The 14844-nt window shown below is 57.6% G+C and carries 11 protein-coding genes; 4 read left to right on the top strand and 7 right to left on the bottom strand.

Features of this window, described 5'->3' with window-relative positions:
* Positions 1 to 3: 3 nt before the first annotated feature.
* The gene (locus tag NY406_RS05555) at positions 4 to 2256 is read left to right on the top strand and encodes an FAD-dependent oxidoreductase (protein ID WP_260533102.1); all 2253 of its coding nucleotides are present in this window, start codon (positions 4 to 6) and stop codon (positions 2254 to 2256) included.
* A gap of 109 nt (positions 2257 to 2365) precedes the next feature.
* Complete coding sequence (gene qmoC / locus NY406_RS05550) at positions 2366 to 3541, top strand: quinone-interacting membrane-bound oxidoreductase complex subunit QmoC (protein WP_260533100.1); 1176 nt, start codon at positions 2366 to 2368, stop codon at positions 3539 to 3541.
* Positions 3542 to 3641: 100 nt separating this feature from the next.
* Here qmoC and NY406_RS05545 read toward each other — a convergent pair whose 3' ends face one another.
* The gene (locus NY406_RS05545; RefSeq protein WP_069809850.1) at positions 3642 to 3926 is read right to left on the bottom strand and encodes a hypothetical protein; all 285 of its coding nucleotides are present in this window, start codon (positions 3924 to 3926) and stop codon (positions 3642 to 3644) included.
* A gap of 193 nt (positions 3927 to 4119) precedes the next feature.
* Here NY406_RS05545 and NY406_RS05540 point away from each other — a divergent pair, with 193 nt between their 5' ends.
* Positions 4120 to 4896 (top strand): YkgJ family cysteine cluster protein, encoded by a 777-nt coding sequence (locus NY406_RS05540; protein WP_260533098.1) that lies wholly within the window; start codon positions 4120 to 4122, stop codon positions 4894 to 4896.
* 221 nt (positions 4897 to 5117) lie between these two features.
* Here NY406_RS05540 and trpD read toward each other — a convergent pair whose 3' ends face one another.
* Both trpD and NY406_RS05530 read right to left on the bottom strand, forming a co-directional pair.
* Positions 5118 to 6203: an anthranilate phosphoribosyltransferase gene (trpD, locus tag NY406_RS05535; protein ID WP_260533096.1), complete on the bottom strand. Its 1086-nt coding sequence runs from the start codon at positions 6201 to 6203 to the stop codon at positions 5118 to 5120.
* A gap of 79 nt (positions 6204 to 6282) precedes the next feature.
* Complete coding sequence (locus tag NY406_RS05530) at positions 6283 to 7254, bottom strand: zinc-dependent alcohol dehydrogenase (protein ID WP_260533094.1); 972 nt, start codon at positions 7252 to 7254, stop codon at positions 6283 to 6285.
* Between the two features lie 267 nt (positions 7255 to 7521).
* Here NY406_RS05530 and NY406_RS05525 point away from each other — a divergent pair, with 267 nt between their 5' ends.
* Positions 7522 to 7875 carry a hypothetical protein gene (locus NY406_RS05525; protein ID WP_260533092.1) on the top strand — a complete coding sequence of 118 codons (354 nt, stop codon included), beginning with the start codon at positions 7522 to 7524 and terminating at the stop codon, positions 7873 to 7875.
* Here NY406_RS05525 and NY406_RS05520 read toward each other — a convergent pair.
* From NY406_RS05520 to NY406_RS05505, 4 genes are all read right to left on the bottom strand, one after another.
* Positions 7872 to 8294 (bottom strand): NUDIX hydrolase, encoded by a 423-nt coding sequence (locus tag NY406_RS05520; RefSeq protein WP_260533090.1) that lies wholly within the window; start codon positions 8292 to 8294, stop codon positions 7872 to 7874. The genes NY406_RS05525 and NY406_RS05520 overlap by 4 nt on opposite strands.
* 80 nt (positions 8295 to 8374) lie before the next feature.
* Positions 8375 to 9700, bottom strand: a complete 1326-nt coding sequence (locus tag NY406_RS05515) for an ATP-binding protein (RefSeq protein WP_260533088.1) — start codon at positions 9698 to 9700, stop codon at positions 8375 to 8377.
* An 18-nt stretch (positions 9701 to 9718) separates the two neighbouring features.
* A complete protein-coding gene (locus tag NY406_RS05510) occupies positions 9719 to 13033 on the bottom strand; it encodes a DUF4157 domain-containing protein (RefSeq protein WP_260533086.1) in 3315 nt (1104 codons plus the stop codon).
* 14 nt (positions 13034 to 13047) lie between these two features.
* Positions 13048 to 14790, bottom strand: coding sequence for a contractile injection system tape measure protein (locus tag NY406_RS05505; RefSeq protein WP_260533084.1), 1743 nt, complete (start codon positions 14788 to 14790; stop codon positions 13048 to 13050).
* Positions 14791 to 14844: the final 54 nt, after the last annotated feature.

The following is a 14844-nucleotide window of genomic DNA, read 5'->3' as shown; positions in this document are numbered from 1 at the left end:
ACTATGGCTGATGATAAAAAAATAGGCGTATACCTCTGTACCGACTGCGGCATCGGGGAGGCGTTGAATGTGGATGAGCTTGAAGCGGTAGCCAAAAAAGAGTTCAAGGTTCCCGTCTGCAAACAGCATCCCAACCTGTGCAGCAACGAAGGCGTTCAGGTGATCAAGGATGACCTCAACAACGGAGAGGTCAACAAGATCGTCATTGCCGCGTGTTCGCAGAGGGTGAACAACGATGTATTCAATTTTGACCCGCTTACCTATGTGACTGAGCGGGTCAACCTGCGCGAGCAGGTGGTCTGGACGGCTCCGAAAGGCGATGACGCCAAAGAGGGCACCCAGATGATGGCTGCCGACTACCTGAGGATGGGCATTACCAGGGTGCAGAAATCTGAAGTTCCGATACCCAAGATCGCCGACGTGAACCGCACCGTACTGGTCGTGGGCGGTGGTGTGACCGGTTTGACTGCGGCGCTTGAAGCCTCGCAGACCGGCTACAAGGTGGTGCTTGTCGAAAAAGCCCAGGAGCTTGGCGGCTGGGCGAAGAAGATGCACCGCGTGTTTCCGACAAAGCCGCCGTTCGCTGAAATCGAACAACCGGCCATCGGCAACAAGATCGAGGCGGTCAAAAAGGATGGCAACATCACCGTGCATACCGGAACGACCATCGCATCCATCGAGGGCGGTCCCGGTGAGTACACGGTGACGATCGACAGGAACGGCGCGACCGAAACCTTCCCTGCGGGAGCTATCGTGCTGGCCGCCGGCTGGAAGCCCTACGACGCCAGCAAACTCGGTCATCTCGGCTACGGCAAGCACCGCAACGTCGTGACCAACCTCGAATTCGAGCAGAACGTTTCGAAAACCGGCGGCAAGGTGACGCGCCCTTCGGATGGAAAACCGGCCAAGAATGTCGTTTTCCTCCAGTGCGCCGGTCAGCGTGACAAGGATCACGTGCCTTACTGTTCGACCGTCTGCTGCAACGTTTCCCTCAAACAGGCCAAGTATGTGCGTGAATCGGATCCCGATGCCGGGGCCTTCATTGTTTACAAGGACATGCGAACCACCGGCCTGTACGAGAATTTCTACAAAAGCGCGCAGGACGACGAAGGCATCTTTCTCACCAAGGGCGAGATCCTCGGACTTAAAGAGGAGTCCGACGGCAGCCTCGTCGTTGAAATCGATAACCAGCTGCTCGGCAGAAAGATGAAGGTCAAGGCCGACATGCTCGTGCTCGCCACCGGCATGGTGTCAAACATGGTGCCCGACGGAATGTCAGTCAATAACCTGACGCCCGAGTATGTTGGCAAGATGGTTCAGAAAGAGACCTCGGACGGCGTGATCGAAGCGCTCGAACCGGAGAGCCTCATCCTGAATCTCAAGTATCGCCAGGGTCCTGAAATGCCTCATCTGAAATGGGGTTTCCCTGATTCCCACTTTATCTGTTTCCCTTACGAAACGCGCAGAACGGGTATCTACTCCGCCGGCGCGGTGCGCCATCCGATGGATGCCGTGCAGGCAACGGCTGATGCCACCGGCGCGGCGCTCAAGGCGATTCAGTGCATGGAGCTGACGGCCCAAGGCCGCGCGGTGCATCCGAGAACCTGGGACAGAACCTATCCCGAAATTCGTTTCGAAAGTTGCACCCAGTGCCGCCGCTGCACGGTCGAATGTCCGTTCGGCGCGTACAATGAAAAGGCTGACGGCACGCCGCTCGATTTTCCGTCCCGCTGCCGCCGCTGCGGCGTCTGCATGGGCGCGTGTCCGCAGAGGGTCATCTCGTTCAGGGATTACAGCGTCGATATGATTTCTGCGATGATCAAGTCGATCGAGGTGCCCGATGAGGGAACCTTTGTTATCGGTTTTGTCTGCGAGAATGATGCCTATCCGGCCTTCGACATGGTGGGTCTGAACAGGATCGGCATGAATACCAATTTCCGGTTTATTCCGCTGCGCTGTCTGGGCGGCCTCAACCTCGTGTGGATCGCAGATGCGCTCTCTCGCGGCGTGGACGGCATCCTGCTGCTCGGCTGCAAATATGGCGACGACTATCAGTGTCACTACGTCAAGGGCAGTCAGATGGCCAACGAACGCCTCGGCAAGGTTCAGGAGACGCTCGACAGGCTCATGCTCGAAGCCGAACGCGTCGAGCAGGTGCAGCTCGCCATCAATGAGTGGGACAAGCTCCCGGGCATCCTTGAGGAGTTCTCGAAGAAGATCGAAGATATCGGTGACAATCCGTACAAGGGATTCTAAATCAATCACTGCGGGCGGCAGGTCGTCGCGTACTCCGGATTATAATTTCGGCTTGATACGCGGGTTCTGCTGTCCGGGTTTATACTGCTGTTAACTCTGGAGGTTCTCTATGGCTCAAGAAACTGTATTCACACCGGACGTCAAGTTCGTCAGGGAGCTGCAAAAGGCCGGTGCCGATACATTGAAAAAGTGCTATCAATGCGCGACCTGCTCCGTGGTGTGCCCGCTGGCTCCTGACGACAAACCCTTTCCGCGAAAGGAGATGCTCATGGCGCAATGGGGTCTTAAGGACGAGCTGCTCAAAAGCTCCGATATCTGGCTCTGCCACAACTGCAATGACTGCTCAAAATACTGTCCGCGCGGCGCGAAGCCGGGCGACGTGCTCTCGATTCTGAGGAAAGCCGTCATTCAGGAAAACGCCTTCCCGAAGTTCATGGGCAAGATCGTCGGCGACCCGAACAACATCTGGCAGGCGCTGCTCATTCCGGTCGTGCTGTTCCTGGTCATTCTCGGCGTGACGGGTCACCTGCACATTCCCGAAGGCCCGGTGGTCTTCTCGAAGTTTGTGCCGGTTTCAGTCATCGATGGCGTTTTTGTACCCCTTTCCGCGCTTGCCGTCGGCATGTTCGCCGTCAGCATGTCCCGCTTCTGGAAGAATATGACCGAGGCTTCCGGTATGCAGCCGAAGGCAGAGTTCATGCCGAGCCTCATCGAGACGCTCAAGGAGATCATGACGCACTCGAAGTTCAGGAAGTGCGACGAGAACAAGGATCGCTCGGTCTCGCACGTGCTGGTGTTTTACGGCTTTATCGGCTTGGCGATTACCACCGGATGGGCGGTGTTCAACCTCTACATTCTGCACTGGGAGCTGCCATACGCGGTTGACGAGCAGGCGCTCGCGATTTTCGGCGGTTCTGCAGCTCTGGCCTGGGCTTACAAAATCATCTTCAAGCTCTTCGCCAACGCCAGCGCTCTCATGCTGCTCGCAGGAGGAACGCTGGTTATTATGAACCGCCTCAAGGAGCGGAGCGTTGAAACCACCACCTCTTCGTTCGACTGGCTCTTTGCCGGTATCGTGCTGCTGGTCGGCGTGAGCGGATTCCTCGCCCAGGTGATGCGCGTCACGAACTTCCCGGCAGCGCTGGCCTATGGCACCTACTTTATCCATCTCGTGCTGGTGTTCTACATCATCGTGTACCTGCCGTATTCCAAGCTCGCGCACTTCGTTTACCGTACGGCGGCGATCACTTACACGAAGATGCTGAAGCGCGACGTCGAGATGTGATGAGTGATGCGGAGGTTATCCGCGCGAAGAAGATTAAACGCAACGGGGTCGCCATGTTGAACAGGCGACCCCGTTTGTTTGAGGGCTTTGGGTGGCAGGCTTACTCTTCGATGATCTGACCCTTCAGGCCGTCGGGGCTGAAGACGCACATGGCGTCAAACACGCCGTTGTCGGGATAGCACATGCAGCGGTAGGAGGCGGTTTTGTTGTAGTTGTTCTTCAGGTTGGCCCAGCCGTTGACATAGAGCTTGCACTCGTCGTTGAAGCAAACGTACATGTAGGGCGTGCACCAACCCAGGCCATCGCCATAGTTGATCGGCGGCGGTTCGCATTTTTTCATTTTCGCGCCGCAATGGGGGCACTCGGGAGCTTCCGTTATCTTCATGGTATTTCTGATTGAATCGAAATTTGGGTAAGTTCATCGACCCTGGCGGGACTTTCCAAAGGAGCGGGAACGTTGTTCCCTTTCCGGGAATGCAATCATGATAACCTATCCAGAGAGTTTCTGCAACCGAATATGACTAACATTCCGCTGTTTTTCCCGGTTCCCGGACGGGAGGGCGGCAGACCAAACCAATATGATGATGGAGAACATTCTCGACAAACTCGGCATAGAACTCAACGCAGAGACCCGCCTCACCAGCGACAGTAAGTTCAGGTTCAACTGTCACAGCGGCCTGTCATGCTTCAACACCTGTTGCAGCAATCTCGACATTGTGCTCACGCCTTACGATATTCTGCGGATGAAAAACCGCCTCGGTCTGTCGTCGGCGGAGTTCATCTCGGAATATACCGAGCCGGTGATCCAGAAGGAGTCGAAGCTGCCATTTCTGAAGCTCAAGCTTGGCGAAGCGGGCAAGTGTCGCTTCGTTGCCGCCGAAGGCTGCACGGTCTATGGCGACCGTCCGGTGGCGTGTCGCTACTACCCGCTTGGCTTCGGCATCTACAAAAACGAAGAGGCTGGAGATGACTTCTATTTTCTCATCAAGGAAGATCACTGCAAGGGGTTTGAAGAGGAGCGCGAATGGACGGTCGGTGAGTGGCGCAAGAATCAGGGGATTGACGAGTATGACGACAAGAATCGCGTCTGGATGGAGGTGATCCTCAACAAGAAGCTCTACAGTCCGGAGCTTGAACCGGACGAGAAGAGCCTCAAGATGTTTTTCATGGCCAGCTACGATCTCGATGCCTTCCGGGATTTTGTCTTCGAGAGCCGCTTTCTTGAGGTGTTTGACATCGAGGAAGAGCGCCTCGAAATCATCAAGAGCGACGAGTCCGAGCTGATGCTTTTCGCCCACCAGTGGCTGCTTTTCGCGCTCTTCAAAAAGCCGACGATGAATCTCAAGCAGGTTTGAGTATCCTGCAACAAAAGTATCGGTGTAAAAAAAGCTGTCACGAAAAAAGAGGCAGCCTTATTTCATTGTATGCTCAACTATTCGGATGAATTGAGAGCAAAACGGATTTTTTTCATCGAAATCTTCTGTTGCCGTCTGGAAGCACGGCAGTGTCGGGTGACAGAAGTTTGAGCACTCATGTCACCCGGATTTTTCGTTTCTCCGGTTTCAGCACGGAATGGTCAGATGCATTCCGTGACGGTGCCGGTTCCTTGATATTCGAGCATAGCTTCGAGCTTTTCCCATGCCGCACCCGATTCAAGGGCCTCCTGCGCCATGTCGGCGCCTTCACGGTAGCTCGTGGCCATATCTGCGATATAGAGCGCCGCGGCGGCGTTCATGCAGAAGAACTCTGCCGCTGCGCCACCGCGCTTGCATTGGAGCACCTCCATGACCACGGTGGCGTTCTCTTGGGCGTTTTTCATGCTTGCGATTTTCTCGAAAGGGGCAGTCTTCATGCCGAAATCTTCCGGCGTCACCTCGTAGCTGTCGATCTGGCCGTTGCGCAGCTCAATCACCTTTGTCGGGCCGCAGAGGGAGAACTCATCCATGCCGAGCGATGGGCAGAACCCTTCTGCCAGACCGTAGGGGGAGAGCGCGGCGGACATACCGATTTCAGCGAGGATGTCGATCATCTGCTCTGAGACCTCCGGAGCGTACGCGCCGATGACTGCGCAGTTGTTCTGCGTGCAGGGGCGGGTGAGCGGGCCGAGGATGTTGAAGGCCGAGGTGAAGCGCATGGAGCCGATCAGTCGCGCCCAGCCCGATTTCAGGAATGCTTCGCCGGGCAGGTAGCAAATGCCGGTGTTTTGCAGGCTCAGCGCCGCCCGTTCCAACGGATGATCGAGGTCGATACCGAGCGACTCGAAGATATCCGAAGCGCCCGACACGCCGGTGACAAGCCGCGCCCCCTTCTTGGCTATCGGAAGGCCGCAGGCAGCCGCAATGAGGGCCGCCGGGCTGGAGCAGTTCAGCGTCTTGAGCCGGTCTGATCCTGTGCCGACGATGTCGCAGACCGGCCCGTCGAGATCAACGTCGATCTTTGCCGTGTCGTGCCGGTCGAGCGCATCCCAGGCGCCAGAAAGCTCTTCGGTTGTCGGCTTTCTCATCAGGTGCGCCGCAAGGAAGGCTCCCTGTTGAAGTTCCGGCTGGGTGTTGAGAATGACCTGACGATAAGCTTCATAAGACTCTTCGCGGCTCATGAGGTGCCCCGAAGCAATGGCTGAAATCAATTTGCCGAAAGCGCGAAGTTCCTGTTCGTTTGGCATTGGTGGTGGTTTTTAATGAATAGGAGGTATGGGTCTAATAAGACTGTCCTGTAGGGTTAAGACTTGAGGTGCTGTTTCTTCATTTGAACTCTATGACTTGCCTGAAGTCTTTGCCGGCGAGTATGGTTTCCATGGCTGAAGGCGCATCTTCGAGGCGGATCGTGCGTTCGATGAGGAAACCGAGGTCGTGGCCGTAGCGGGCGAGCAGCCGCAGGGCGTCGCGCATGTCCGGCCTCGTGCAGCCGTAGGAACCGGCCAGTTCGAGTTCGCGGTAGTGCAGTTCGCTGAAGATCGTGCCCGGATGTACCGGCGCGCTACCGAGGCCGCTGAAGTGGCAGAACCTTCCGCCTGCTTCGAGATGGCGAATGCCCGATTCAAAGGCTTCGGCTGACGACGTTGCGTTGAAGACAATATCGAACAGACGATCAGCGTTTTCCTCGTCGGTTTCGATGGCATATCGGCTTCTGAATGCAGCGCTTTTTGCAAGCTTCTCCGCATCAGGATCGGTCATCAATACGCTTGCTCCACGGTTGATCGCCGCAACGGCAAGCAGGATGCCGAGCGTGCCTGCGCCGTAGATCAGCACCCGGTCGGCGCGGCGCACGGAAATCTGCTTTACTCCGTGGATCGCGCAGGCGAGTGGTTCGGCAAGCGTGGCCAGCGATGCGTCGATTCCTTTCGGCACTTCGACCAGACTCGAACGTGGCGCGATGAGCCGTTCGGCGAACCCTCCATCGCGATGAAACCCGGTGATCTGCATCTCCGGGCAGAGATTCTCCCGCCCGCTCCGGCAGGCGCTGCACGAACCGCAGGCGCTGCCCGGCCACACCGCAAACAGCCGTCCGGGAGCCTCGTCGATGGTTCCGCACACCTCATGTCCCAGCACTCTCGGCATCACCAGGTCGCGATGTCCGGATCGCCACATCTTCGCATCAGTCCGGCAAATCGCCGTTGCCGCAACCCGCACGGCAATCTCATGATCCTCAGGAACCGGTAGCTCTTGTTCAACCAGTTCGAACTGTTCCTTTCCGGTCAGTCTCAGTGCCTGCATTCTGTTTTCATGACTGCGTTGAAGAAAGTGCGTTCGCTATTGAACGTGTACCTAACTACATAATTCTGAAGGACTTTCGCAAATCGTTAGTCCGTTTCTACGTGAAATAAAAACTCACAATCGGAGAGGTAAATGGCCGATGCCGAAGAGGCTGGGCAGGCGCGGTTGCTGTTTACAAGTTCACCGTAATGTTTCATGCTTTGGCTGGCTTGGGTGCTGTCGGGGTGTTATCTATCTGTACAGGCGGGATAACTATCCGGATTTGCTATGGATTCATGCAACAAGTTTAAGCCATCGAGCATTCACATCGAGTGGCGGGAGAATGGGGATTTCGTGTTTTCGTGTCGCTACCTGACGGCGGCTGACAGGAATTTCGTGCATCGAGAACAGTTGCCGGCAAAGCGACACGTTTTCCCGACGATGACCCTCGCCATGGGCAATGTGCTTCGCAAGCTTCGGCGGGAGCATATCTCTTTTCCGCTCTTTCTTGTGTCGCTGGCGTTCAACCATCGTAACCTGCTCTCGGAGATCGACGAGTTGCTTCAGGCGCTGCATAACCATATCGATCAGCAGCAGGGGAGTGGCGAGTACACCTGCCTCATCACCTCGCGCGAAGTTTAGTCCTGAAATTCACCGCCACGGTCCCAGCGCTGCCGTCCGGCAAAAAAGTCCTGGAGTACGAGGTCGAAGCCATACGCAATCTTTTTCCATGGAATCTTCTCCTCGGAAAACCATCGCAGCCGCTGGCCTTCGTGCAGCGGGATGTTTTTTGCGTCGGCGTCGAAATCCAGAATGAAAAGATACTCGATCCGGTCGGGGAAGTCGTAAATCCCGTGGCGGCGGCAGGCGGAAACGTCGGTTTCGATCTCCTCCATCATCTCCCGTGCGATGCACGCTTCGGGCGTTTCGCCTTTCTCTACGTGCCCCCCGGGCAGGTCCCAGTGGTTCGGGTAGGGAATCTCCGGTTTGTCGTCGCGCAGGAAGAGCAGCACTTCGTTGCGGGTGTTTCTGAGAATGATGCTGGTGCCGACTCGTTTCATGGTTGGGTGAGTTTGGCAGAGTGGGACTTGTGGGACGATTGGAACTTTTGGGTTAAGAGATAAAATCGGTTTTTTCGGGATTATACTACTTTGCCCTCTTTGATGAATTCGCGCATGATCGCTTTTTCGAGGCGTTTGTTGTCGAGGGGGCTGGCCGGGTTGGCCAGCGACTCGATGGCGCAGTAGTGCACGATGTTCAGGATGCTTGCGCCGCTCAACTCGTAGCGCGAGGCGATGGCTCGCCAGTCGATCTCGGCGTCGGTCATCATCCGCTCCGGCAGGGTGTTCAGCCAGAGGGCGTGGCGCTCTTCGGGCTTGGGCATCGGGAAGTGGATGATGCTCTGGAAGCGCCGCGAAAAGGCTTCGTCGAGGTTGCCGCGCCGGTTCGAGGCGAGGATGATGAGACCGTTGTGGCTCTCGATGCGCTGCAACAGGTAAGCGGTCTCCTGGTTGGCGTATTTGTCGTGCGCGTCGCGGATGTCGGTGCGCTTGCCGAAGAGCGCGTCGGCTTCGTCGAAAAAGAGGATCCAGTTTTTGTTCTCGGCCTTGTCGAACAGGCGTGAGAGGTTTTTTTCGGTCTCGCCGATGTACTTCGAGATGATGCGCGACAGGTCGATGCGGAACACATCCTTGCCGGTCTGTTTGCCGAGCAGCGTCGCCGTGAGCGTTTTGCCGGTGCCGGGCGGGCCATAGAAGAGCGCGCGATAGCCCGGTTTGACGCGCTTTTTCATGCCCCAGTCGTGCAGTAGCGTATCGTTGTGCGTGATCCAGTTTTCGATTTCGCGAATCTGCTGGAGCGTGGTCGTGGGCAGCACGAGGTCGCTCCACGTCATGCCGGTTTCGATATACTCGGCAGGGAAGTCCATGCTGAAGCGCGGTTTGCTCGCCGTGCCGAGCGTGAGCTGTTCGACCACCTCCGGATTCAGCGTCAGCCGCCCACTCATCACCGGCTCGCCCTCAGGTAGCGGTTCGAGCCACAGAATGTGCTCTTTCGAGAACCAGTGATCCGCGCCGAGCAGACGCTGCACATCGAGCCGCTTTTCGAGGTCGTTCCCCCCAATGACGAATTGCGCCGTTTCGCCGGTCGGTAGTAACCCGCGATGGTTCACCCCCCGAACGCCGCCAAACTCAGGAAAATCGCCACCGTCGGGGAGGTATTCAGTGATGATTTTGCCGAAGAAGTCGGGCTGAAGATGGGGGACGAGGGCGAGCATGAGGAGGGCGAATTCTTCAGCATCAGGCTCATGAGAACGCATGAACTCCGCAAGCCAGAGGTTGGTTGTCGAGAGCTGGAGACGGGGAATGCCTCTATCGCCACTTCCTTTAAAATGCTGCGCAAAGCGTGCATCGATAATGGTTTCGAGCCAGTCTATTGCAGGCAAAAGGCTGGAGTCCTGATTGTTCATTGATGCCGATAACTTCATTTATTGCTTGAGATCGAACCGTTCTGCTTTTTCTTTATGCTCGTATCGTGACATGATCGATGTCATGAAGCTTTTCTTGACCGCTCCGGTTTCATCCTTCAGCAAGACTCTGGTGTGCAGGGTGGAATCGACCTTGTTCAGTGAAATATCGCTGTTTGCAAGCTGAACGTCGCTGTCTTTATAGTCAACTTTGACTTCATAGAATGCATACTGTTTTGGCCCCTGATTTTGAGTTCCCGGCGTGCCAACCCAGTTTTTTATCTCCTTTTCGGTCGAATGCAAGTGTTGGCTGTTGGCATTTGCCGTAATCGGGAACAGGTTTTCCGGTTTCCCTTCGCCACCGAGGTTTTCGTTGAGCAGATGGCCTCGAATGTATTTGAAGGCGCTCCGATTTTTCTTGTCAACAACAAGCTTGCTCATGAGTGCGTCCTGCCCGCTGCCGGGTACGCTGCCCGGATGCGAGGCGATGAAATCGGTGCTGAGCCAGTCGATCTTCATCGCCTTGCCGACAACCGTCGAGTCTCCCGGAAGGGTGCCTGACATTGGCGTGTATTCAGCTTTCTTGGGCTGGCCGGTCTGGTCTCCCTCGAAGAGTTCGAACAGGGTTTGCATAGAGGCGACAATCGACGAATCGCCCGGATTGCTTTGCAGGGTCTTTCGGGTCGATGCAATGAGCGTCGATGCATGCCCTTTTTTATCCGCCGGTAGTGAATCGAGCTTGCCCGTAAACTCGTCGAGCTTGTTCGCTATCGGTTTCGGGTCATTGCTGGCAACCATCGGAATAGCCTTGTTGTCCGATCCGGAGTAGTATACCTCATGCCGCTCGCCCTTTCTGGTCGTAAAGGGTTTTCTCGATTTCCACCACTCCGTGACTGCCGCTTTGAGCTTGCCGAGCATCTTGCCCAGCCATGCCACGATTTTGTCCAACCCCTTGTCGATGGGTTTGCGGATTTTCCAAACAATGCCGACGAGTTTTGCCGGTATGCCGCCGAGACCGACGAATTTGGCCAGGAACGAGATAACCAGCGTCAGCGTGTTGGCCAGCGTTTGTTCCACTTTGCCGGCGGCGGCATCGACCTGTCCGGCGGCGATGGCGGCGATCGAGTTGATGAATGAGCCGACGACCGCCGCGATCTGACTCGCTTTTTCGATGAAGAAGCTGATTGTGTTGTAGATCGCGATGATCGCCTGGATTACCGCGCCTGCCGGGTTGATCATGCTCACCAGCTTCATCACCGCCGCCTTGACAATTTCAACCGAAACCATCTGCGTGACCTGCGCGATGAGCTGATCCTTCAGCTCGCTCAGCTCCGTCTTGATCTGCTCCCACGCTGCCGCCGGGCCATCCTTGACGAGCGTCACGAGTATACCCGCCGTTTTCTCAAGCCCGACCAGCACCGGCTCGGGGATGATCTTCACCAGCTTCGCGCGGATGTTCTGCCACGTCAGCCCCAGCACCGAGAGCACCAGCTTGACGATCTCCGTCAAACTGAACGACTTCGGAATGTACACCCCAGCCTCGGCGAGCGGCCCGACCAGCCACTTGATGAGTGCGGTTTTGAGGTGCGTGACGATGTTGCCCGCGAAGCGCTGGAAGCCGAGTTTGGCGGCCCGCACCAGATTGCCTACGAAGCCGATCGGGTTTTTGAGAATCGTCGTGAAGGCTGCTTGCGCTTTCTTGAGGTAGGGCATCACGCCCGGCGCGACCACCGAGAAGAGAATTTCCAGCAGGCTGATCACCTGGCCGAGCGCCCAGCTTCCGAACTCTCCGGCGATGCCGAGGAACGCGCTGCCGATCTTGCGGAACGCGCCGACCACCGTCACGAGGTCCATGATCGTCAGCGAGGCGAGCGTCTGGATGATCTTCTGCGGAATCGACCGCGCCAAGCCGAGCAGCCCCGCCAGCGTGCCCTGGAACCACGCCCATGCTTTGGCGATGGCGTTGCCTTTCTTGATATTCTCCCAGATTTCCTCCTGGCCGATCAGCTTCATGAAGCCGCCGATGAGCACGTCGGGCGTCCTCGGTACCGCCTCGCCGGTGATGGGATCCTGCCCGAGCAGCGCTTTGAGCAGGTCGTACCCTCGCGTGCCCTCCGCCAGCGCGGCCAGCGGTCTGAGAATCGCCTCCCGGATGAAGCCGAGAATCTGGCTCACGAGGCTTGTGGCGAACGAGATCAGGCGCCTGATCGGTGAGGTGAAGATCGACTTGGCGCGATCCCACACGCCGCCGAGGTCGAAGATGTCCGTCCAGCTCAGGGAGTCGATGAAGCGCCTCAGGCCGCTGACAATGTCGCTGCCGATGTCTCCGAGCGTGGCGAACTGTTGCTCGGCCCAGGTTCCGACGCGGTTGAAAATGCCGTGGTTGTCGAGCGCCTGCGAGATCATGTGGCCGCCCGGCACCATTTCAACCATCGCGCGTAGAATGTTCGCGGCGCTGCGGTCTACGCTGCGTTGGTTGATCGGGTTGAAACCGATGATGACTGTTAGCATCGTGAAGCCGGGGATGTTGGCCGCCTTGTCGGCAAAGTAGTCGAGCGCGTCCTGAATGCCGAGGCGCTGCACCGGCGGGGGCGTCGAGGTGGTCGAAACCTGCGGAGCGCGCTGCACGGCGTGGCCCTGCTGGATGGTGTGGGTCAGTTCGTGCGCCAGCAGGTGCTTGCCGCCGCTCGTGCCGGGCTGGTACTGGTCGCGTGAGAAAAAGATGTGGTTCTTGTGGGTGAAGGCGCGCGCGCTGAGCTGGTTGTTCAGGCTGGCCGCCTCCGGGTCGTTGTGGATGCGCACGTTGCTGAAGTCGGCATTGAAGCGTGGCTCCATAAAACCGCGCACCTCGCTCGACATTGGCTGCCCGCCGGTCATCTTACCAGTGATCGCCGACTGCACGCTCGACGAAGCCGCGCCCGCGCCACCGGCCTCCTTGCGCTGAAGTTTCTCCTCGTCCTGTTTTTGGAGCTTATCTTCAGCCTCCGGAGCTTTCTGAAGTTTGTCGTCCTTGGCTTTCTGAATCTCTTTTTCAGGTGCCGCAGCTTTCTGGACTACTTCCTTTTCCTCTTTCTGGAGTTTCTCGTCCGGGCTTTTCTGGAGCTTATCGTCACCCGGTGGGGCAGGAACGGGAGCCGGAGAGGCCATGCGCATCACCTTTCCGGCCATGTGGTCTGCCTCTTTTTCGAACGGATCGCCGGGTTTGCTGACCTCCATTTTCATCTGCACGGCAGGCGCGAAAACCGTGCTCCGTCCCGCCGGGCCGAAGAACGGTTTGGCGGTGGCGTGAGCGGGCTTGCTTGCGCTGGCGGATGATCTGTCGGCACTGCTTTTCATAACGATCGTTTAAGTCAGAAACGCCACTCGACATGAAGCATTTGGGCCATCCAGGGGAGCCGGATCATCGAAAAGCCCCACGGGAGTTGATCCAGCAGAATGTCAAAACTGTTTGATTCGACCTGCAACAGCCAGCCGCCGTCGTGCCAGCGGGTCAGCTTGCCGTTGCGTTTGAGGAAGCTTTCGCGCAGGGCGTCGATGCCGGTGTTTTTCAGTGCATCCCAGTGGTGGATGACCGCCGAGAGCAGCGCCGAGGACTCCTCTCGCTCCTCGCCGGAGAGAGGAGCTGACTCTCCGGCGAGGCTTGCTGGCGAGAGGCCGCAAAGAATTTTTGGCAGCACGAGATCGTATTCCGGCGCATCTTCACTGCCGGTGGCGAGGAAGTGCAGCAACCGGAGCGCTTCGCCGGGCCGAAGCAGCTCATATTCACCGGCGATTTGCAGCGCCCGGAAAAACTGTGGCAGGAACGGATGCAGCAGTACAAGTCCGGCGTTTTCGACGTACAGCCCGCGCCGCTCGTCGGGATGCTCTCCGGCGGGTTCCGCCCTGTGCCGGAGCGGCGTCCGCTGATTGCCGGAGTCCCGGTGTTTCGACGCTGTCGGGCTGCTGTCGGAATCGTCGGAGAACGATGCTTGCGAGACGGTCGCGGCTCGATCCCCGGATGCTGCGTGAGCCGACGGTTCGTTTGTTTGTTCGCTCTTCAAGTTGTCGGCAGCACGATCACCCGTGTTCGTGTCGCGTGAGTCGGATGAGGCATTCGGTGGCGTCGCCAGTGATGCGCCTGATCTGTCCGAACTGATTTCTTTTGCCTTTTGGGCGGATTTGTCCGGGGCTGACGGCACTTTTTGCTCGATTTCACGCTTCGCCGGCGGTGCGGAATCGAGCGTCTGGCGGGCTGTTTCGTTGTCTGTTCCGTTCTGGGCCGACGGGCTCTGTTCTGTTCGGTGGTGCGGCTCCGTCTCGGATTTGTCGCTCTGGAATTCGTTCGAAACCTCTGGTCGGCTCAAAGCTGCAGCGAGCAGCGTTTCGCGTAACTCAGCCGGTGCGATGGTTGATCGCGTGGCGGAGAGTTCGAGAGTTTTGTCGAGCAGCTTGTGCTCGATTTTTGTCTCCAGCTCTTCTGGCAGGGAGGTGCAGTCGCATTCGCCGATGAGTTTTTCGATGACCGGTATCGCGTCTGGCGACAGCGCTTCAATCAGCCTCGCCGTCACTTTTCGCGCGAATTGAGCGAGGAGGCGTTGCCGCGCCGTCGGGGAGGCGAGGGCTTCGGCGGTTTGCCGTGCGAGGCCGGGGCTATTCCAGGCTTCGAGCAGTTGCGCTTCGAAGCTTTCGTGCGATTGCGGCCTGAATGTCGCGGGAAGGGTGCCGTGCCGGAGGAAGAAGAGCAGCGCATCGACGGCGGCCTCGGTCTCCGAAAGCCGTCTGCTGGTCAGCTGGTCAAAGCTCTCGGCACCCGCTTTCTCGTCCGGCATCGCGATCTCTCCAAGCGCCTTGTCGAGCGCCTCGGCGATCATTTCGGGCAGGCGCTCTTCGATCTCTTCGAGCGGCACGGCTCCCGCATCGACTTCGAGCCGGTCGATTCTGAGCACGCTCAAGGAGTCGCCATACCCGTCAAGAATCCGCTCGATGGCCGGAGTGACGCCGAGTTGGTTCAGGCCGGAAATGGCTGACTGAAGCGCCATCGCGCCGCTTTCGGAACCGTTGAAGGTCACGTCGAGAACCTGCTTGCCGATGGTATGTCGCTGGTCTGTTGTCATAAAAAAATTTGCATCGTATCGCCGGAAAGCCGTAAATTCAATCACTGAGTTGAG

The organism is Chlorobaculum sp. MV4-Y (assembly GCF_025244685.1).
Lineage (GTDB): Bacteria > Bacteroidota > Chlorobiia > Chlorobiales > Chlorobiaceae > Chlorobaculum.
This window is presented reverse-complemented; position numbering and strand designations above follow the sequence as displayed.

What these genes read in the sequence shown, in the direction of transcription:
- NY406_RS05555 (WP_260533102.1), top strand. Translation starts at nt 4, where the DNA reads ATGGCTGATGATAAAAAAATAGGCGTATACCTCTGTACCGACTGCGGC.
- qmoC (WP_260533100.1), top strand. Translation starts at nt 2,366, where the DNA reads ATGGCTCAAGAAACTGTATTCACACCGGACGTCAAGTTCGTCAGGGAG.
- NY406_RS05545 (WP_069809850.1), bottom strand. Translation starts at nt 3,926, where the DNA reads ATGAAGATAACGGAAGCTCCCGAGTGCCCCCATTGCGGCGCGAAAATG.
- NY406_RS05540 (WP_260533098.1), top strand. Translation starts at nt 4,120, where the DNA reads ATGATGATGGAGAACATTCTCGACAAACTCGGCATAGAACTCAACGCA.
- trpD (WP_260533096.1), bottom strand. Translation starts at nt 6,203, where the DNA reads ATGCCAAACGAACAGGAACTTCGCGCTTTCGGCAAATTGATTTCAGCC.
- NY406_RS05530 (WP_260533094.1), bottom strand. Translation starts at nt 7,254, where the DNA reads ATGCAGGCACTGAGACTGACCGGAAAGGAACAGTTCGAACTGGTTGAA.
- NY406_RS05525 (WP_260533092.1), top strand. Translation starts at nt 7,522, where the DNA reads ATGGATTCATGCAACAAGTTTAAGCCATCGAGCATTCACATCGAGTGG.
- NY406_RS05520 (WP_260533090.1), bottom strand. Translation starts at nt 8,294, where the DNA reads ATGAAACGAGTCGGCACCAGCATCATTCTCAGAAACACCCGCAACGAA.
- NY406_RS05515 (WP_260533088.1), bottom strand. Translation starts at nt 9,700, where the DNA reads ATGAACAATCAGGACTCCAGCCTTTTGCCTGCAATAGACTGGCTCGAA.
- NY406_RS05510 (WP_260533086.1), bottom strand. Translation starts at nt 13,033, where the DNA reads ATGAAAAGCAGTGCCGACAGATCATCCGCCAGCGCAAGCAAGCCCGCT.
- NY406_RS05505 (WP_260533084.1), bottom strand. Translation starts at nt 14,790, where the DNA reads ATGACAACAGACCAGCGACATACCATCGGCAAGCAGGTTCTCGACGTG.